This window comes from Candidatus Thorarchaeota archaeon (assembly GCA_021498125.1).
Classification (GTDB): Archaea; Asgardarchaeota; Thorarchaeia; order Thorarchaeales; family Thorarchaeaceae; genus B65-G9.
In genome coordinates, this window is sequence record JAIZWL010000001.1 from 1,030,847 (window position 1) to 1,050,336 (window position 19,490).

Below are 19,490 nucleotides of genomic sequence, written 5' to 3' on the forward strand. Positions count from 1 at the left end.
TCATCATCCTCCGGTATCTATTCTTTGATCGGTCGAAATCTGATCTCTCTACCGTCTCTGTACTTGACCAGCATCCCTTCCTCGACGAGTTTGTTGAGAACCTCACTCGTTCGAGATCGTGACTTCCCCCATCGCTTGGCCAACTCGGCCGCAGTCAGTCCCGTGTCTGCTCTCGTCAAGAGGTTGAGCAGTCGTCCCCAACTAGCATCTTCCAAGATCTTGTTCAAGCCTACTGATGTGTCATAGATTCCTGTGCTTACTTGAGGTGTCCCTCTCTTGGGTTCATCAATTTTCTGGGTGAGTCGAGTGACCGTGTCTCTTAAGGTCTGGACCGTCCTACGAAGCTCAATGATTTCCTGTTTGAGACGCTTGATCTCGCTACTCTCACTCATCCTGCTCCCTCTACATGTCCGAATAATCGATGTCTGTGATTACCCTGTTACTGTGCTTACGTTTCTTGATGTACGACTCGGGAAGTTCCTCGATCGAGAATGTCACTTCTAGAGAAGTCTTGTAGTATTCTGTTCCAGCCCCGTCTTCTGTGGCAAGAGTCATCTGTTCTCCTTCTGGAATCGAATCGGTCTCCTCCTCCAGAATTTGTTCAGCCTCACTTGTTAGAACATTTCCGCTCATCTGCGACTTGACTATTGCCTCTGTGGGGCTAGTCACCTGTATTGTTTCAGTTGATGCAAGCAGTTCGTATTCTGTCCGTCTTGACATCAGAACGTTTTGCAATATTTCTCGAGTGTCTTTCGAACACTCCTCGTGTTTGTGATGATATCCCATTGTGTTGCGCCACCGCCGACAATTATCGACAACAATCGACAACAATCGACAATCAACAACAATCACACTTCATGATATAAACCTTTGTACCTGTCACATACTGTCGGTGGTGATCTCACGTAAGCGAAGTCACTTGGCCGCTTGTCAGATCACTCGGTCTAATTCCCTGATAGAGTGCGCTGACCCACCGTTCGACGGCCTCTTGGTCCTGAAAACCGTCCATGCGCGAAACCGGCATTCCCTTCTTGAAGGCGATGGTGAGGGGTACCCCGAGGATCTTGAACCGATCGATTGGATCTTCAACGTTGTCGATATTCACTTTGGCAAAGAACACCTTCGATCTATATGTCTTGGCCAGTTCCTCAAGTACGGCCATCATCTGTCGGCAGTAGGGGCATGTGGTCCTGTAGAATTCCACAATGGAAGTTCGCGCCTGTCTTATTTGGTCTTGGTAATCTGCCTCTAGCTCATTCAGTTCGCCATTAGCTAGATTCTCGGAGCCGGACTGCATGGCCGCCTCCAAGCGTCGTGCCATTGAATCGATCTTTGAGCGGTCCTTTTCTTCGTTCATTTTCTTCCCGTGTCTTTCAAAATGTGACCTGATTAATGTTGTTAGGTCATTCCTCAGCAAGACTGCGGGCGAAGGTCATGTATCCTGTGTGGGCGACCATCCACGTTGTTGGGCGGGTCTTATTCTCGCGTACCATGATCTCTCGTTCCATGATCTCAAGTGTCTTGACCATACCCCATTTTCCGCTCTCACCCATTGCCTTGCAGGTCTTCATGACCTGTTCGATGGTGGGACTATAGCTGGCAAGCACATGACTTGGCTTGAGTGCCCTGTGTGCCTCGTCAACAAGGAGCCAAGGCGTTGCAAGATCGAGAACAACAGCGTCCACCTCGGTCTCGTGGATGCCCTCAAGGATATCTTGGTTGTACATGGTCACATTATCAGTGAGTCCGTATTTCTCAAGGTTCTTCTTTGCGCCGCGATACATGTCTTCACGGATCTCATATGTGTAGACTTGCCCCTCTCGACCGACCGCTCTTGCAAGAATTCCTGTTAGGGCTCCTGAGCCAGTACCTGACTCTACGACACGTGAGCCTGCACCAATACCCGTCTGAATAAGAATGGTGGCCGCATCCTTGGGATAGACTATCTGAGTGTTTCTTCCCATAGCGATCTGGACATCGGTTGGGCTTGGTCTGTGGATCTGAAACTCGTGACCCGAATGGCTCCGGACCCTGATCCCATACGGTCGGCCAATGAGGTCGTCATATTGAATGATCCCCTTGTTCGAATGGAATCCTTCTCCCTCCTTGACTCTACGTATCCAATTGCGTTTTGCGTCAAGGAAGATGTAGACAAGCGAGCCATCTTGAATAGTATCTGGCATAGTCAAACCGTTATCCGATTGGTTTTGAGTCTTACTTATTGGGACTGACGCGCCATGAGGGAACACAGCAAAAACACTTATCGCCATAAGGGTCAGTTGAGAACCGATGTGGTATGGGCGAACGTGATCCCGACAAGGTTCCCAGCAATCAACCTGATGATCTCATTCCTCTCATCTCGGAAGAGGTCCTTCCGTATCATCCTCCAGTCTTTGACCCTCTACAGCTCATTGTAGATCCCGAATTAGGCGTCATTGTCGGAAGGGCAAAATCTGACCATGCGACCTATGGTGCTAGGGGTCTTGGTTTCATTGGTGCTATTACGGAGTCGCACGAGGATATCTTGGAATCCCTGTATCGTACCCCCGTGCACCTCGATCTCAGTGATCCTCATGTGCTATTCGTTGCGGGAATTCGAGGTTCTGGAAAGTCCTATACCATGGGCGTTGTCGTGGAAGAGCTTGCACGTGCAATGAATCGTAGTGAGATCGAAGTTGCCGTAGTAGTGGTTGACACTGTTGACGTATTTCGACAGATGGTGGAGCCGAACAATGAACAGAGTGTACTATTGAAAAAGTGGGGTCTCTCGCCTACTCCGTTTCCGGCTAATATTTTCATTCCAAAGAAGGTGTACGATCGTCTTCCGGATGATGTCATCAAGCAGGGCCATCTCTCGCCTCTCTCTATTAGTCCTCGGTATCTCTCCCCATCTGATTGGGCCTTTGTCATGGAGAAGAGTGGGAGTCTCTCGACAACAATGGAGAATCTTCTTGGTGAGGTGATCGAGAGCCTCACGAAAGGTTATACGCTCGATGATGGTGAGCGAGTCCCCCCCAACCCCGACTACAGTATTGGGGACATGATGCGCTGTATACGCATGAATCCCGCCCTTGATGAGTTTTACAAGAAGGCCACTCGTATCGCATTAATTCAACGGCTCAGAAGCGCGCTCCGCTATGGTGTCTTCAGTCCCGGTGGGGTGAGCGCTGAAGATCTTGCAGTTCCCGGTCGGATAACGATTATTGATGTTGCTCCAATTGGTGACGCTGCCGACAGGGTCTTGGCCATTCTAACGAATCTCCTATGTCGCCAAATCCTACGAGCGCGTATGGAGTGGACTCCCGAAGGTTCTAGTGCACGCGATATTCTGCCACCGACTTGGTTGGTCGTTGATGAGGCACATACACTTGTACCTCGTTCTGGAAACACCCCTGCAAAGGATGCGATCATCAGCTATACGAAACTCGGCCGTCGTTTTGGTTGTAGTCTTGTACTGGCCACTCAGCAGCCCTCAGCAGTTGCGGATGAGGCGATCTCCCAGGCGGATCTGCTTGTGGCACATGCTCTCTCGTATGAGAGTGATATCACTGCCTTACAAAAACGTGCACCCGCTGTCATGCCCGAAGCGTTTCGTGACAAGTCCTTCATCAGTAGCCTTCCACGTGGTGTTGCTCTCGTCTTTGATCAGACCACCGAGAATAAACGTGGATTTATGATTCAGGTCCGCCCCCGATTATCACGGCATGGTGGCGATGATAGGCTCTCCTTCCTCTTTGCAGAACCTGCGCCTCCTGGTATTGAAGAGGTCTTGGATGAGGACATTACTCTTGAAGACTTGGGTTTCGAGGAGGAAGATGAGGAAGAAGAGAGTGAGGTTGCGGATGATGTGGTTGAAGAACCCCCTGCGCCTCTAGAGATCCCGCCTGAGCCAATCGTATCCTCTACTCCACCAGAGGCGAGTATTGATTCATTGCCGGAACCACCATCTATTGACCTCTCATCACTGGAATCTCATGAGTTCGGCCCGATGCCACAGGACCTGCTGGTGAAGGCGATAGTACGGCAACTACTCTACTCACCATTCTCGCATAAGTTTCTATTTGAGTTTGGTGCGAAGATTCATGAAGAACTCACGGTCTGCCGTGAGGGTGCCGATCCATTCAACCTTGCCAATGAGGTCCTTCAACAGTTTGTGAGTGCTGGGCTGCGGTTGGACTCGCTGATACACCAACATGGCTTTTCCTTTGTATTCGCTTCAAATGACGATCTGCGTGTTGCAGTGACAGTGGCCCACACATCACGGCGCTCCTGTGTAGCAATAGTCATGGTCGGCCCACGAAGGGCGATTAACTCCCTGATGCAGAAACTAGACGAGTGAGCAATGTTGAACAACTCGTCATCACGGAAGCTGTGAAAAGTTCACAGCCTTGTATTGGTGTAGGTAAACTAGATACTACGTAGTTTCAAGTCCGATAAACTCGTAGTTCGCCTTGGCCTACCACGTATCTGCTTATCGACTGTTCATGCAGAGCCTTGAAAAGCGGAGCAGTGGGGAATTACAGAAGATATAGGCCTTTGTAACACCACTTTTGGGACACCTTTTTATCTTCTTCTCTCGTATCTCTCTATCCGCTTCGCACTCCAGTACAGCTCTCCTTGCATCCGGTTCATCAGGAATGTGTGTGGCCGCTCTCGTCTATACGGTCCTTAATCGCTCGTTTACCGACTTTTTTTATGCAGAGTGGTACTATCTGCAGTTATCTAATATGTTATTTTCAAGAATAAAAATCCGAGAATTATCGGTATATATATATATATATCTCATTATGATGCATATCTACTCGAATCAAGGTTCGCTTGATTCATACTAGCGAGGGAATAACATGAAAAAAAGGGGAATATTTTTCCTGATAGTGGTTGCTCTAATATGGACTATTGCCAATATTCAAGGAGCGGCCGCGTATTCGAATACTGTAGCAAAGCCCTACGATTATGAAAACCACGATACAGGTTGGGGTTGTACCGCTGATGCGGACAAAACAACAGGTCTGACTCTTGCGCATGTGAATTGTTGGGGATCACCAACAAATGGTTGGGGCTCTGTTGGAGTAAATACAACTATTGGAACTGCGCATTATGTGACAGTATCATCAAGTGTCGAAATTACTGCATATCTGTCTACAGGTATTTTTGGTCATGCACAAGTTGATGTTTGGATTTACATCTATCAAATCAATAACGACAAGTCACTGACAGAACTATGGCATCATTGTGCTTGGACCAGTGGGGATATTGGCTCTTCACATACCAAGGCATATACCAGTTTTGCACCCTCTGTTTCAGCTACTACTGGTGATAGAATCAGTGGCCAGATATGCATCTGTATACGATTTGTTGCAGGCGGTGCTTATGGTGCCACCGTAGCACATACATCATCTGATCTGACAGGTTCTGCACGGATGATCGTGAGTTCCATAACGTGGTCGTATTGAGGGACTACAGACCCGATAGTAAGCTAATTAAATGGTGGGAGGTTGGTCACGACCGACTGTTCCACCCCACTTTTATTTGATAGGTCATTTGAGGATATTGGGAGGAATCTGATTGAACATTGAAATACAGGATGTTTCCAAGGTATTCGGTCGTGGCAAACAGAGAGTTCAAGCACTGAACGGTGTCACTTTAGAGGTCGAGGACCAGATCTTTGGGCTCATCGGCCCCAATGGTGCAGGCAAGACCACGCTCATTCGGATGCTATGCGGGCTTCTCAGACCTAGTTCTGGACGCCTCACAATTGGCGGTCTTGATTGCTGGGGCGATTCATTTAGAATAAAGAGACACGTCTCATTTCTTCACGAGAATGCCGAGTACCCCGCAGGAGTGTCCGCAGAAGACTATCTTGTTTTTGTGGGTCGTATCAGGGGCATGACTAAAACAGAGGCCGAATCACAGGCCTGTGAGTTGCTTGAATATCTTGGGCTCTCAGAGAACAAGGACCGCTGGATCATTAAATTCTCAAAAGGGATGCGCCAACTTGTCGGGATTGCCGCCAGTTTCATGGGTTCACCGAACCTCATCATCTTAGATGAACCTACTGCGAATCTCGACCCGAACGGAAGATTTCTGGTCCTGGATCTTGTGAGGCGCCAGCATGACGAGGAAAATACAGGATTTTTGATATCCAGTCACATTCTCCATGAACTTGAGAAGATCAGTACCGAGGTGGGCTTTCTCTTTCAGGGTCACATTATGGCCCGTGGGCGCCTCTCAGAGATCATCAAAGACCTGCCCTCCGGGAACATCATAGTCCGGGCCACCAAAATGGAGCAACTCTATGAGCTTGTCAAGTCACAATACGCTGAGGGAACAGTCCGGCTGCATGATGATGAACTCATTATCTTACATTCCGATACTCAGGAAGTCTCTCGAACGATCAATCGGGCCTTGCAAGAATGTGGCGGGGTCTTGATCGAGTTCCGACATGAAGAAGGGGATCTTGAACGGGCGTTTAAAGAACTTGCAAGGAGGTTGTCGGAGTGATGCGCGCCATACTGGCCCGACTACGACACAGGCCCTTCGAGAGGCTGATCCTCTCCTCGGAGACCCGACTCCAGTTCCTCCTCACGCTCAGGCTCACGTTCAAGTCCGTGTTCAATAGGAAATATGGTCTCCGCCTCGTCGTCCTGTTTACCATTCTGTTGTTGATGACTATTACCACTACAAGGTTTTATGCCCATTATCAGACCACTTTAGACGTATTTTTCATGTTCGTGGCGCAATATACTCAGTTCTCCTACTATGTGTTATACACCGTGATCCCAGTTACAGGCATGCTGTTCTCGTCTAAGGCCTTCAGGGCTCAGGTCCCGACCCTGACCTCTCATCCAGTTTCGAAAAAGATGCTCTTTGTGTCACGTATACTCGTAGTGGTCACTGTGACTGCGGTCTTTCAAGCGGTCTGTGGTATTGCAATACTAATCGAGAGGTGGACCCTGAATGGTAGTGGGCGATTATGGACTGTTGAGCCCTCTGGCATCTTCTCGTTTCTCGTCCCGATCATGATCACATCGGTCATAATCGGGATAGTCTTTACCAGTGTCATGACGCTCATCCCCCTATTTTTCAAGAAGACAAGTATCGCCTACGTCCTGAACCTCTTCCTATTATGGTCCTGGGACGGTCTTGCTGGTATCTGTCTGCTTGATGGCCTGTACAATAAACAGATCATCTTTGCGCCGGTAAGCCCGGCCGCCCTGACGCGGAACCTGTTCGTCCAGATGATGTATCCCGGTCAAATCCCCATCTCGGTGGTTGAAGGACACTTTGGATTTCAGTTCACACCCGCATTCCTGCTCGTCCAGATCGTGGTGACGGTTCTTCAGGTGGGTCTTTGTCTCTATATTGGCTGGCGTCTATTCGACCATAAGAGCCGAACGTGGTGATGGGAACACGATGAAGGCCTCCTCCTCATCCGCGCGTACAGACCACGGTGCAATGAGCGCGTCACGGATACTATACCTGTTAGTACTACGGCTGAGATCGCTCAAGAGGCCCTCCATACTGGCGGGCTATTTGGCTGCGCCCATTATCATTGCGATTGTGTTCAAGACGATATCAAAAATGGGCGAGATAGCCCTTGAGGACCCATTTTTACGAGTTCTCGCAAAATCGTTCCAGTTGAATATGGCCTGTTTATTGTTCCAGGCAGCAATCAGTTCCATCTTCATTGTGGACATCCTTGGTGGCGAGAGCAAGCATAACGAGGATCTGACGCTTCTATCAACACTACCACTCAGAAAAAGTGATCAGTTCATTACCGACTTTCTCTTGGGGCTACTGTGTGTATTTGTCCAGATGGGCATTCTCAATGCGACAATCGTCATAGTCTGTTCTTCAAGTAATACAATGTACTTGATCCCGTTGACTATCTGCGTGCTGTGGGCAGGTTCTGTTGGGCCGACAGTATTGATCGTTGCATTGACCCTCATGTTCATTGAACTGCTCTCGGGAACCGTTGCATATTTTGCAGCACCGATGGTATTCGTATCATGGCGGCTTCTCATCATTTTCATAGTCACCCACTACGAGACCATGTGGTCTGTCTTTGTCCTGCCCTCTACAATGATCTTGATGTTCGTAGCGACTCTCCCTGGTATATCTGGGACGGCTCTTATCGGCATAGTCTATCCTACAGTGACCACCACAGGCTATCTTACACAAGCACAGGGTATGTTATGGTCGCTTACTGTAGTGAGTCTCTGTGTGGCCGCATTAGTACACGAAGTAAAGCGGCATCTGGAGCGATTTACCTGAATAGGCTATAGCGATCGTCTTGTGCACCTTTCTGATAAAGCCACGATCGACCGAGTACGAAGTCCCCTCAGTCAAAGCCTGTGTTCCATTGTTCCAGCGATATGGTCACACTATGAGGGATATACTCTTAACGTTCAGTCCACTGTGAGCCTAGTCGAGACAGACTTTAATGGACCTGATGAAGGTGCCCCTGCACAACATCGAGCGGCTCAACTTCCTGGAGTGTAACGGGAGGTGAGTTTTCACACATAGTTGTCATCACGTCATTGCTTATAAGTAAAATACTGACCTGAGAAATTGGTGTACACTATGAGTGACCTTCGTCCACCCGTTAACCTGAAGATTGCAACGATGGTTGATCTTGCGAGAATGCTGGCAACATGGTCCCAGCGCGACCACCCTGCATCTCTGATACATTTCGAGAATGAGGGCAAACACATCTATGGCACCCTTCTCTCTCATCATGGGTATTATGAGATGTACGGCCTACCGTTATGGATCTATGTTGAGACCGATGAGGCTCCTGCGGGAAGCTTTCTGTCGTACAAGTCTCGACCAAAAGAAGAGATTCGTTTTGTTGAGACCATAGAGTCAGAGCCTATGGTGCTACATTTTCCGCTGGTCAATCTCTCAGAAAAGCTCTCTATCCTTGATCTGTAGAGCGTGACCGCGTGGACCAAAAGGTCCCTTTTGACCGTAGCCACTCACGTAGGTTTCGAAGAATCAGACCATGGTCGAAACCAAGATCCATGGTCTCCGTTTCTTTTATTTTAAACCACTTTGCCTCAGCAGCATCGTCGCCGCCCACTGGTTCTCCTTCAATCCGTTCGGCCACAAATACAACGGTCAATATGTGTTTTCGAGGATCTCTCTCAGGCGCACTATAGACTCCCAAGATGTCTACAAGCCTGACCGAGACCCCGGTCTCCTCAAGGACCTCCCTGACTGCGGCCTCCTCGGCGGTCTCACCATATTCGATAAATCCACCCGGCAATACCCATGAGCCCTTGTGCGGTTCGTGGCCGCGTTTCACGAGAATGATATTCTCTCCGTCTATGATTGCAACATCGACTGTTGGTGTGGGACTACGATACATCAATACATCTCCCTTGGTGATGCTCTGGCAAAGTTGACAAGTGTGATTATTGCAAAGATTAGAAATGCAAGCCAGACGACTAATGTGACGATGAGTAGATTGGTCTTGAAGAAGATCTCGACGAGCAGGAACAGCACGACTATTGTGAGGTTCGAGGCCCCGCCTAGGGTGCTGCTGTCCGCGACACCGAGAGCACGCTTGACGATTATCAGAATCACGACGATTCCGAGGGATACCCAGTTGATGTAGGTTGTAAAGACCCATGACATATCAAGGAATGGCAACACACCAAATGGCGTAATGATTGGTGGTAGGTAGACTATGGTGAACACGATAAAGAGAAGTGCCTCCATCAGTCTGATACGCCCTGTTGGTGGTTCAGTGTAGATGGTGCCAAGGAGTCCCTTTTCATACTGCTGAGCCCCGAAATAGATGAAGTGGATGGGTGCTCCGATACTTAAGGCGTTGACGAGGCACTGTGCTATCCCGTATACGATTCCAAATCCTGATGTGCTCCACGTCGTTAACATGAGATTCCAGATCTGGAGATACTGTGGGATGAACGCAAGCATGATGTACCCCGGGAGGATGCATAGTGCAATTGCGATGATTCCCGTGATGATGGCGGCGAACCTTCCAAGATTGAATTTTCCTACAGCGATCGCGTGTCCCATATTTCCTGCAAAGACCAACCCACCTATTACTGCAATCGGCGCACTAATGATGGGCATTACAAAGAAGATCATCACAAAGGCCGCATTGAGTCCGTAAAACACCCTCCAGCGGAGAGGGACTGCTGTTGTGCTCTCTCTCAACAGATAGATCGTATTTGATATACGGTATCGATTGAAATAGAGAATTCCCACCCATGTCACCGAAAAGACTGTCGGGACGATAATATTGTTGAATAATATATTGAGCAGTGGCTCCCCAAATGGTGTGATCTGAAAGGGGAGTACAAACATGAGCAGGAAGAAATAGAACGGTGTGGCAATCCACAGTGCTACAACAATAACGCGAGTCATTAACCAGTCTGGGCTCATCCGACCACCGTTCTAAAGGAGTCCTCCGCATCTCATATAAGTATGCTCGACATTGTATTAGATAGCATTACGGAGGGTTCTCAATGCTAAAGAGGAAGCTCTCGGCCGCCGCATATGTTCGAAAGACACGGCTTATCGTGGGTCTTGACCTGACAGTCTCCTTTCCTGTTGGGGGCGGGCCAATCGTCGAGTCAGAGAAGCAGCGTATTGAAAAGGATGCACTGAAGATCATCTCGGAGACTGCGGAGTCTGTCGTGGCCTTCAAGATCAATCGTCATCTTCTTCTCCCCTTGGGGCTGTTTGATCGGATTCCACGAATACTTGATGCAATTCATGATCAGGGTCTTCCCGCAATCATGGACTGTAAGATCAATGATATCGGGAACACGAACGAGGTCATCACTCGCTATTATCTTGATGCGGGTTTTGACGCAGTGATAGCGAACCCTTTTGTGGGTTGGGATGGGGGTCTCGCACCCGTGTTCAAGACCGCCCGTGATCGCAAGAAGGGTGTGATTCTCCTATGCTATATGTCGCATCCCGGTGCCAGTGAAGGATATGGACTCATGGTTGCCACTGATGAGAAGAAGAAAAAGCATGATGCTTTCTATAGGGTCTTTGCCAAGAATGCTCTACAATGGGAGGCTGATGGGGTCATCGTTGGTGCGACAGCGCCGGACAAGATACGTGAGGTACGACAGATTCTTGGTGATGAGGTTCCTATCATCAGTCCCGGTGTTGGGGCACAAGGTGGAAGCGCCGCCGATGCCATCAATGCGGGGGCCAGTTACATCATTGTTGCACGTTCGATCATCAATGCCCCTGATCCACGGGCGAAGGCACAGGAGATCGCAGCTCAGACTTGGAGCCAGTAAGATGTCTTTCATTTGTTGGTGTGCCTCTTTTCATATGTACACTCTTGTACAACGACGCTCGGATAGTAGCAGTCCATTGTCATCCCCATCAGAAACAGATAAAGGACTCATACGTTCGCCACACCTGTACATGACTATGTATCCGTTTAGCGCAAGTGTTTTCTCACACTATGGAGCGGACAGATAAATGAATGGTGAAAATAATTTTGCTCTGGCCACTTGGACCAGCTTTATTGCAGAATCACAGATTCGTGCTCTCTTAAAGTACAAAGTGAAATATTATTTTGCTGGTGGGAAGCCCGGTGTTATTCCCACTGATGCCTTTTCACAGATCCTGGCTGATCTCAGCGAGCTGTATAAAGAGAATCCCGCTCTTGCCATCGAGGACCTCAATTATGGGCCGACTGGTGGTCAACCGTGGTTTCTCAAGACTCTTGCAAAGCGTCTTCATGATGTACGTGGCATCCACATAGATCCCGAGACCGAATGGGATGCTGTGTCGATCACAAATGGGTCACAGCAGGCGCTCTATACCCTGTTGGACACGTTGATTGATCCCGGCGATGTCATCATCACTCCCTCTCCCTCATACCTTGGCTTTCTCGTTCCAGCAGTCAAACTTGGCGCGAGGTTAGTCACGGTGCCAACCGACCTTGATGGTATCATCCCCGAATTTGTTGAGAAGGCTATCCAACTATCAATGATCAAGTTCGGCAAGACTCCAGACATGCTCTATGTTGTCTCGGACTCTGATAACCCCAAGGGCACTACATTGCCTATGGACCGCCGACGGGCTCTCTTTGATATCTGTGAGAGTCATAACATACTTCTTGTTGAGGACTCTGCTTATGCGGAGATCCAGTTCAAGAAGACACCCCCTGCCATCAAGACCCTTGACAAGGAGAATTCTCGGGTGGCTTATCTGGGTACTACCAGCAAAGAGGCTGCGGTACTTCGGGTTGGCTATTCAGTGTTACCTCCAGCCATCAAAGAACAGGTCTTGAAAGACAAGGGCTATCTCGATCTATGTACATCCACTCTTGTCCAACGCATCTTGGATGAATACTACTCCAAGTATATCGACGAGGCCATGCGGAAAGGCGTTCCTGAATACGAGCGTCGGTACCGCGCTATGGCAAAGGCGATGGACGAATCGTTCCCTGCTGGTGATAGGACCGATCCCACTGGTGGCTTCTTTATCTGGTGGGAGAGTGAAAAGAAGGACTTTGACAGCAAGAAGTTCATGATGGACGTTGCCATACCAAATGATGTCCTCTTCGTGCCAGGAGGTCCCTTCTATCCGATTACAGGCTATAGCATAACCGAGGACGGTACCGATTTAGTTGAGAGCAAGGCCGAACCTAACACAATGCGTATTGGTTTCTCCTATGCGACAGAAGATATCATTGAGATGGGTATTCCCCGTCTTGGTAAACTCTTGACAAAGGAACTCGGATAGAGATCATCTCTCTGTCCGTTTCTTCTTTCTTTTATTATATCGAGAAATTGATGAATTGGGTTCCACCATTTTTCAGTTCACTAATGTATGCTCTCTCATACGGCCCAAAGAGATCCGGGAACCCCGAATTGATCGCCCACTCTATCCATGACCATGACGACTCCTGTGACATCTTCCCTGTTGCCCATCGTCCAAAGGCCCAGCTGAGGTATCGCTGAACGTCCCTTCGGTCTTTGAGTAGAGTTTCTTGTTCCTCTCCATTCATCTCAGCAAGCCTCTCTCTCAGTGAGTTCTCAAAATCATTTATCTCTGCATACCGCGTATAGATGAATGAATGGAGTGCGAGGGCTGCCTCGTTCATCTCATCGAATCGTTTCTTTCTTCTGAATTTACTGATCTTCCCGACAAGTTTGAACAGGCCCCCTTCATGTAAGGTGGGAATCCCCCTCTCTAAGAGGCTCTTTCCCAACCGCTCGCCCCATGGAGTATTGAAGAATAGGCGTGTGTATTTTACAAAGGCCGGATACGGTACACCAATATCTCTTGCAGTAGGAATCACTTGGCCATAGTATGCGGTCTCACCGGGTCCCCCCACATGGACCGCCACAGGAATGATCGTGTCAATGACAAATTGCCTTGAATCAACTCGTAGTGAGAGATCCTGTGCGTATTCGCTCAGATCCGGATCGTTCTTTGAGACCTCAATCTCGATGGTAGAGTCGCAGACGGGGCATTTTCCGTACAGTACTGCGCGGTCCCCCTCTGTTCTGTAATGTAACCGGGCTCTTGCACGATTGCACTCTTTTTCAGGGCACTCGTAAAAGAAGGGGACATAATCCTTCTCTCTCCGCCCCAGCCCCGTCTTGAAACCATTCTCGAGAATTAGATCTGTGGCCCTCTGTTGCGAACGAAGGAATTTTTCTCTCACATCTGCTCGTAGCATGAATTCTAGGCCCTTGACCAATAGCGGTCGAATCTTCGGATTGGCCGCAGGAAAGAGCGGCATTCCAAGATCTCCATTTATGTTGAGGAGATGCCCAATTATTCTTGCACCCCACTCACCAAGGCTCTGTGAATTGACAAAGGCCCATCTACACACGGAGAGTGCCTGTTCAAGTCGTTCTTCAAATAGGTCTCGCACATGACCATCCAAGAGCTTGAAGAGTGGTCTATATCCCTCACGAATGTTGTCCTCTACAGTCCGGTACCATTCTATATCTGGCAATGGCAATGCATAGACTGGTGAGTTCTCATACCCTTCTGGCACGGGAATGCGGGCAAGAGTCCCCTCATGTCCATATAGCGGGGTCCTCATGTGTGTCAGTTCTGGTTGCACTTCATCATAATCTGCTACACAAAAGTATGCGCCTGCTGAGATCCCCTGCTTGTTGGCAAGGGATGCGATTTTGAATGCGGTTGCAGCCTTATTGAGAATAAATGCGGGGCCTCCAAGAGTCACACTCTGATGTGCTGCCTCTATCCCTCCATTTGTCAATTGTACTATGGTCTTCTCGACCTTGGGAGTCAAGACACCCAATCTCTTGTTGGCCGCTCGGATCCCTCTCTGAATCTGCCGAGTTCTCTCTTCAGAGAACCAGTCCATTTGTCTATATCGCTCAATAATTGGTGGAATTCGTTCAACGGTTTCCTGCATCGTCTTGGGAGGCAAGTCATAGATCTCTCTTGCTAGTTGCTCGTGTTCCCCCTTCCAGATGAATGCATCATAGACTGAAACAATGCTGGGTTGCATCTGCATCTCTCCTCTTCATTGCAGGACTGATTGAAAGACCTGTTCATACATCGGGACGATCTTGGAGGCTGCAAACGACTCTTCGACACGTCTCCTTCCGGCCTTGCCCAATGCCTCTCGTTTGGAATCGTTCTCGAGTAATTCAATGATTGCTCCTGCAAGCTCTTCTGGTTCGAAGGTCTTTGTGACTATTCCATCAATTCCCGGGCGGACCAGCTCAGGGATCCCTCCTGCTGGCGTGGTGATCACCGGCAGACGGCAGCTCATTGCTTCAAGGAGGACAAGTGGCATGCCTTCCAGGGTTGAGTTGAGAACGAACAGATCAGCCGAACACATGATCTCTCGCATATTGCTCTTGATGCCAAGCAAGTGGACATTATCACAGAGGCTGAGTTTCTCAATCCTCCTCTCGACATCGATACGTGTTGGGCCATCACCTGCGATTATTAGTCTGGTTCGAGGATGATGATCGACCACGATTCTCATCACATCGATCAGGTCCACTACACGTTTGACAGGTCTAAAGTTAGAGGCATGAAGGATGACCTTTTCTTTCGGGTCGATATTCTGTGTGTCATCTCTTAGCGAGACGCAGCCGCTCTCTACAGTCAGTCGTATTCCCTCAAGATGTGTGAACTTTGAGACATCAATGAAGTTCGGAATGACATGTATCTCTCGTTCGATTCCCAGCTCGTCGTATGCTTTTTCTCTGAGAAACTCCGAGACCGCAGTAACTGCATTAGCCTGCTCAATCACGTATTTGACAACTGGTCTATATGCCGGATCCACTCCAAGTGTGTGAACATCCGACCCATGAAGCGTGACCACATAGGGAATGCCCGTTATCTCACGAGTCATGAATGCAGACATAGCATGTGGAATTGCGTAGTGGGAGTGGATGAGGTCCAGATTGGCGCTCCGTACGATCTTGATTATCTTAGAGGCAAGTGCCATAGAATACGGCGATCCCACATCCTTGAACAGTGGATAGTCGAAATTGTCCACAAGATCAACATAGACTCGTGGGGTCTGCTCCCACATGAGAGAGAATGGTCGTTGGTACGAGATGAAATGAATCGTATACCCTATCTCAGCAAGGTGTTGTCCAAGTCGTGTGGCCACATAGCCCGAGCCACCTACAGATGGATATAGATTCACTCCTATTCTCACATAGTTCACCTACTGAAGTCTACTCCCTCTACTCCCTCCCGATAATAAGCACAATGATATGGTCAACATTGATTAAGCGCGACCGCTACCTTCTTCTCATGCCAGCCTCTGATGACTCGATCCTTGTTGTCTGCGCACATCCCGACGACGAATCTATAGGGGGCGGAGGCACTATCGCCGCACATGCCGCACAGGGTCATTCTGTAGATGTCCTCTGTCTGACCGGGACCGAGGTGAGAAACAGGGAGCTACGAGAGGCTTGCCGTGTTCTTGGAGTGCGCGACCTGTACGCGTGTCTTCGTGCCGATTTTGAGATCGATCTGTCACTGGTTGATGACGTGGCTCAGACAATTCTCAAATCCCGCCCTCGGATCATACTCACGCATTCTCCCTCTGACTACAATCGTGGGCATGTGATGTGTTCGCAGATCGTGAACGAGGCAGTGGAATGGGCCTCACATACCACAATGTTCGAGAACGCTCATCGAGTTGAGCAGGTCTATCATATGGAGATCAACTCGTTGCTCAATCGTCCTACGGTCATGGTTGACATCACGCTCCATTATGAGACCGCATTACAGGCATTGCAATGTTATTCCTCACAGATACAGAAGGCCGATGGGTTCTATCCGCGACTCTACGATTCCCGAACTAGACTTCGTGGAGTTCAAGCAGGATGTCAACGGGCCGAGGCCTTTTCATTACACGTACCAATTCATGCAGGGCCGTTCTATCCATCAAATAATGTGCGTTCTCTGTTCTGAGAACTGTTCGGCACTCTATTCTTCTGTTGCCTTCTGTCTTCTGGCAGCCAATAGCATCTTTAATTCGCCCATCATTGTCGTGGGTCCGCTTGGTGCCTTTGGCGGAGGTGGTTTGGGTGTAGCAGCAGCGGCAACTGGTGCGGCAGCCCCTGCACTGGGTGTTGAACCACCACTGGCAGCAGTAGCAGGTGCGGTCCTGAGATTTGCGATCTTGTTCTGTAAGGTATCAATTCGAGAATCGAGGGTCTGCATTTGTTTCTGGACCTCGTATACCTGAACCTGAAGTTCGCTAATTGCCTCTACTAGTTTCTTTGTAATTGTACTGACGACCTCTCCAAGACTACGAAGTTTCTCTTCGGTCGGATCTTGCAAGGCCCATTCAAATTCTTCTTTAATGAAGTCGTCGTCACCCATTTTGCAGACCGTCCATATGCAGTGTTCAGCCTTGGACACGAGACCCCGATGCGCCCAAGAACAGTGTTAGATCTTGGCAGGAACGGTCGTGTTCATTTTCGTTCGACCTCTGCAATGTATCTCCCACCGGAGTATCTGAGCATCCGCTGTCCTTCTGTCCAAGTATGTTCACGTGTGTTGCTATTTGCAACCTATTATCAAATTGAATCTTCCCGTTCTTGCTATAAACATTGTTGGGAGGGCTATGCTCTTTTCACGATACGGCCTCTTCGACGACTCTTTTTGCGCGATCTAGAATGTCATCGACTATCTCTGCTCGTGGCCCCTCGCAGGTGATACGGATCACTGGTTCTGTGCCTGAGGGTCTCACAAGCACCCATCCCTCTTTCAGAGTCATTCCCAGCCCGTCAACTGTCAAGAGATCAACAAGGTCGGGCATCTGTTGAGGGAATAGTTCTGCCAACTGTCTCATGACCTCGCTCTTGCGCTCATTCGGGCACGGGATCTTTGTCTTTTTCAATGGGTAGACCGGTATCTCTGAGATGAGGTCTCCAAAAGAGCGTCCAGTTAGCGCCATCAGTTCAAGGATCTTACAGGCCGCGAGGAACGGTTCTGGAGCCATATGCAACTCTGGAAAGATGAACACTCCACAGGCCTCGCCTCCAAAGATGGCGTTGGTCTCCTCCATCTTGATCGCCACTTGGATATCACCGACTGGAGTGCGAATGATCTTGCCACCCGCTTCTGTCACGGTCTCATCAAGGGCCAGTGAACTGTCTACGGTTGTCACAATGGTCTTGTTCTTGGACTCCTTGAGCATGGTCTTTGCCAAGAGCGCTATTGTCCTGTCGCTCCGGATCACCTCTCCCTCTTCGGTCACAAAGACAACACGATCCGCGTCCCCATCGTGGGCAATTCCCAAGTCGGCACCTGCTGTCTTGACAAGGTTGGCAAGGTCGCCCAATGATGACTCATCGGGTTCGGACTTGCGACCGGGAAAATGGCCATCCGGTTGACTGTTGATACTGATGACCTTGCATCCGAGTCGCTGGATCAAATAGGGGGTCAGAACGCAGGACGCACCATTTCCCGGGTCTACTACGACCTTGAATTGTCTCTGTGCAATTGCCTCACTATCACAGTGACCGAGCAACTGCTCGATATGTTCGTCTACAGCGGTCTCTATTATGCCCCTTCGCCCAAGGCTGTTCCACTCGGCGACCTGAAACTGTCTGCTGGTGTAGATCTCTTCAAGTCTTCGTTCTTCTTCTGGTGCATATCCTCTGCTATCTCCTCTCCAGAACTTGATCCCGGTATATTCAGGAGGATTGTGAGATGCTGTGATCATCACACCTGTATCAAACTCGTGGAGTCTGGTGGCGAAGGCAAGCGTGGGCGTCGGTAGAAGCCCTGCATACTCAACATTCACTCCGGTGGACATGATTCCCGCAGCCATTGCATCCGCGATCATCTTCCCCGTCATGCGTGCATCATGTGCCAAGAGCACGGTTCCATCTTTCAAGTATGTGCCAAGAGCCTTCCCGAGATCAAGAGCCATCTCGATATCAAACTCTTTTCCATAGATCTTTCTGATACCTGTGGTGCCAAATAGCTTCCCGGTCATGGTCGCTCGTAATATGCACTGTTGCCCCTGGTCAAAAAGATAACTCAAGGGACTTTTCATAATATCCCGAATACATCTATATTCAGACCAAAATGTCTCTCACTCAGTGATCTTCTATGCCGTTCTTTGAATACAATGGTCTCAAGCTTCATTATATAGATGTGAACAACTGTGACTCTCAGTGTGGTCTTCCAGTAGTTCTCGTTCACGGCGCTGGATCATCACATACGATCTGGACTCTTCAAATCGAGGAGTTCAGCAAGAACCGCCGAGTCATCGCGCTTGACCTCTCTGGTCATGGCCAGTCTGAAAAGGCTCAAGGCGAGGCTGACATCATTAATGGGTTTGGCCTTGAGATTGGCGCCCTTCTTGACAATCTTGGACTTGAGAAGTTTGTGTTGGTGGGGCACTCAATGGGCGGTGGTGCCGTTATGGCCTATGTTCTGAGTCGTCCACAACGTGTACCAGTTGCGTTAGGTCTTGTTGATACTTCTCCTGATCTCGACCTCTCCAAACTGGCACCTGGCCTCTTTATCGAGACCATAGAGAGCTACCTGTTTCTCATTAAGAAACGAGTGACCGACAAAGAGTCAATGGCATACAAGATCTGGAAGGCCGAGGAGGATCGTAAACGGGAGCATCCTGAGATGGTTCAGCGGGATCTGCGGGCGTGTGATCGGTTTGACATCTCCGACCGGGTGCATGAGATTGACCTTCCAGTCTTTGTCATTCATGGGGATGATGACGACATTATTCCCCCTGTGATTGCAGAACAGCTTGTCAAGGAACTGCCCCGTGCGGATATTGCTATTGTCCGAGGCTCGGATCACTGCCCTATGGTTCAGCAACCCACGGAGTTCAATAGATTACTTGGTAAGTTTTTAACATGGGCCGACCGTAAATTTCTCGGGCAATAAATTGATGTGCAACGAAGTGTTGTTAATATTGTCAAAGTAGTTGGCCACAAAAGATTATTAACGCGGGAATAGACCTAAGCAGTTAGTCGTCCCAACCAATAGGT

At 49.1% G+C, this 19,490-nt stretch carries 20 protein-coding genes; 10 read left to right on the top strand and 10 right to left on the bottom strand.

Annotation, left to right across the window (positions count from 1 at the left end; all coding sequences use genetic code 11):
• Positions 1-17: 17 nt before the first annotated feature.
• The 4 genes from K9W43_05030 to K9W43_05045 all read right to left on the bottom strand — a co-directional run bounded on the left by K9W43_05030 (position 18) and on the right by K9W43_05045 (position 2,183).
• Entirely contained in the window at positions 18-392 is a 375-nt protein-coding gene (locus K9W43_05030; GenBank protein ID MCF2136588.1) for a MarR family transcriptional regulator, read from the bottom strand.
• 10 nt (positions 393-402) lie between these two features.
• Positions 403-720, bottom strand: a complete 318-nt coding sequence (locus K9W43_05035) for a hypothetical protein (protein ID MCF2136589.1) — start codon at positions 718-720, stop codon at positions 403-405.
• A 181-nt stretch (positions 721-901) separates the two neighbouring features.
• The gene (locus K9W43_05040) at positions 902-1,357 is read right to left on the bottom strand and encodes a thioredoxin family protein (GenBank protein ID MCF2136590.1); all 456 of its coding nucleotides are present in this window, start codon (positions 1,355-1,357) and stop codon (positions 902-904) included.
• Between the two features lie 46 nt (positions 1,358-1,403).
• Positions 1,404-2,183 carry a tRNA (adenine-N1)-methyltransferase gene (locus K9W43_05045; protein MCF2136591.1) on the bottom strand — a complete coding sequence of 260 codons (780 nt, stop codon included), beginning with the start codon at positions 2,181-2,183 and terminating at the stop codon, positions 1,404-1,406.
• Positions 2,184-2,296: 113 nt separating this feature from the next.
• Here K9W43_05045 and K9W43_05050 point away from each other — a divergent pair, with 113 nt between their 5' ends.
• From K9W43_05050 to K9W43_05075, 6 genes are all read left to right on the top strand, one after another.
• Positions 2,297-4,339 carry a DUF87 domain-containing protein gene (locus tag K9W43_05050; GenBank protein MCF2136592.1) on the top strand — a complete coding sequence of 681 codons (2,043 nt, stop codon included), beginning with the start codon at positions 2,297-2,299 and terminating at the stop codon, positions 4,337-4,339.
• A gap of 505 nt (positions 4,340-4,844) precedes the next feature.
• Positions 4,845-5,453, top strand: a complete 609-nt coding sequence (locus K9W43_05055; GenBank protein MCF2136593.1) for a hypothetical protein — start codon at positions 4,845-4,847, stop codon at positions 5,451-5,453.
• A gap of 112 nt (positions 5,454-5,565) precedes the next feature.
• Positions 5,566-6,501 carry an ABC transporter ATP-binding protein gene (locus tag K9W43_05060; GenBank protein ID MCF2136594.1) on the top strand — a complete coding sequence of 312 codons (936 nt, stop codon included), beginning with the start codon at positions 5,566-5,568 and terminating at the stop codon, positions 6,499-6,501.
• Complete coding sequence (locus K9W43_05065; protein MCF2136595.1) at positions 6,498-7,403, top strand: hypothetical protein; 906 nt, start codon at positions 6,498-6,500, stop codon at positions 7,401-7,403. The genes K9W43_05060 and K9W43_05065 overlap by 4 nt, the downstream gene beginning before the upstream one ends.
• Complete coding sequence (locus K9W43_05070) at positions 7,363-8,274, top strand: hypothetical protein (protein ID MCF2136596.1); 912 nt, start codon at positions 7,363-7,365, stop codon at positions 8,272-8,274. Before K9W43_05065 ends, K9W43_05070 begins: the two co-directional genes overlap by 41 nt.
• Before the next feature lie 309 nt (positions 8,275-8,583).
• Positions 8,584-8,934 (top strand): hypothetical protein, encoded by a 351-nt coding sequence (locus K9W43_05075; protein ID MCF2136597.1) that lies wholly within the window; start codon positions 8,584-8,586, stop codon positions 8,932-8,934.
• On the opposite strand, the gene K9W43_05080 is transcribed toward K9W43_05075, so the two are convergent.
• Together K9W43_05080 and K9W43_05085 are read right to left on the bottom strand one after the other, a co-directional pair.
• Positions 8,918-9,370 (bottom strand): NUDIX hydrolase, encoded by a 453-nt coding sequence (locus K9W43_05080; GenBank protein ID MCF2136598.1) that lies wholly within the window; start codon positions 9,368-9,370, stop codon positions 8,918-8,920. The two genes, K9W43_05075 and K9W43_05080, sit on opposite strands and share 17 nt — an antisense overlap.
• Positions 9,370-10,413 carry a hypothetical protein gene (locus K9W43_05085; GenBank protein ID MCF2136599.1) on the bottom strand — a complete coding sequence of 348 codons (1,044 nt, stop codon included), beginning with the start codon at positions 10,411-10,413 and terminating at the stop codon, positions 9,370-9,372. The genes K9W43_05080 and K9W43_05085 overlap by 1 nt, the downstream gene beginning before the upstream one ends.
• Positions 10,414-10,496: 83 nt before the next feature.
• Here K9W43_05085 and K9W43_05090 point away from each other — a divergent pair, with 83 nt between their 5' ends.
• Positions 10,497-11,288, top strand: coding sequence for an orotidine 5'-phosphate decarboxylase (locus tag K9W43_05090; GenBank protein MCF2136600.1), 792 nt, complete (start codon positions 10,497-10,499; stop codon positions 11,286-11,288).
• 187 nt (positions 11,289-11,475) lie between these two features.
• Complete coding sequence (locus K9W43_05095; protein MCF2136601.1) at positions 11,476-12,747, top strand: PLP-dependent aminotransferase family protein; 1,272 nt, start codon at positions 11,476-11,478, stop codon at positions 12,745-12,747.
• A 34-nt stretch (positions 12,748-12,781) separates the two neighbouring features.
• On the opposite strand, the gene K9W43_05100 is transcribed toward K9W43_05095, so the two are convergent.
• Both K9W43_05100 and bshA read right to left on the bottom strand, forming a co-directional pair.
• A complete protein-coding gene (locus K9W43_05100) occupies positions 12,782-14,497 on the bottom strand; it encodes a hypothetical protein (protein ID MCF2136602.1) in 1,716 nt (571 codons plus the stop codon).
• Positions 14,498-14,512: 15 nt separating this feature from the next.
• Entirely contained in the window at positions 14,513-15,667 is a 1,155-nt protein-coding gene (bshA, locus tag K9W43_05105) for an N-acetyl-alpha-D-glucosaminyl L-malate synthase BshA (protein ID MCF2136603.1), read from the bottom strand.
• Positions 15,668-15,735: 68 nt separating this feature from the next.
• On the opposite strand from bshA, the gene K9W43_05110 reads away from it, so the two are divergent.
• Positions 15,736-16,431: a PIG-L family deacetylase gene (locus K9W43_05110; GenBank protein ID MCF2136604.1), complete on the top strand. Its 696-nt coding sequence runs from the start codon at positions 15,736-15,738 to the stop codon at positions 16,429-16,431.
• A gap of 15 nt (positions 16,432-16,446) precedes the next feature.
• Here the strand turns inward: K9W43_05110 and K9W43_05115 are convergent, their stop codons facing one another.
• Both K9W43_05115 and glmM read right to left on the bottom strand, forming a co-directional pair.
• Positions 16,447-16,845 (bottom strand): hypothetical protein, encoded by a 399-nt coding sequence (locus tag K9W43_05115; GenBank protein MCF2136605.1) that lies wholly within the window; start codon positions 16,843-16,845, stop codon positions 16,447-16,449.
• Positions 16,846-17,098: 253 nt separating this feature from the next.
• Positions 17,099-18,469: a phosphoglucosamine mutase gene (glmM, locus tag K9W43_05120; protein ID MCF2136606.1), complete on the bottom strand. Its 1,371-nt coding sequence runs from the start codon at positions 18,467-18,469 to the stop codon at positions 17,099-17,101.
• A 116-nt stretch (positions 18,470-18,585) separates the two neighbouring features.
• Between glmM and K9W43_05125 the strand changes: the two genes are divergently transcribed.
• Positions 18,586-19,386 carry an alpha/beta hydrolase gene (locus tag K9W43_05125; GenBank protein MCF2136607.1) on the top strand — a complete coding sequence of 267 codons (801 nt, stop codon included), beginning with the start codon at positions 18,586-18,588 and terminating at the stop codon, positions 19,384-19,386.
• Positions 19,387-19,490: the final 104 nt, after the last annotated feature.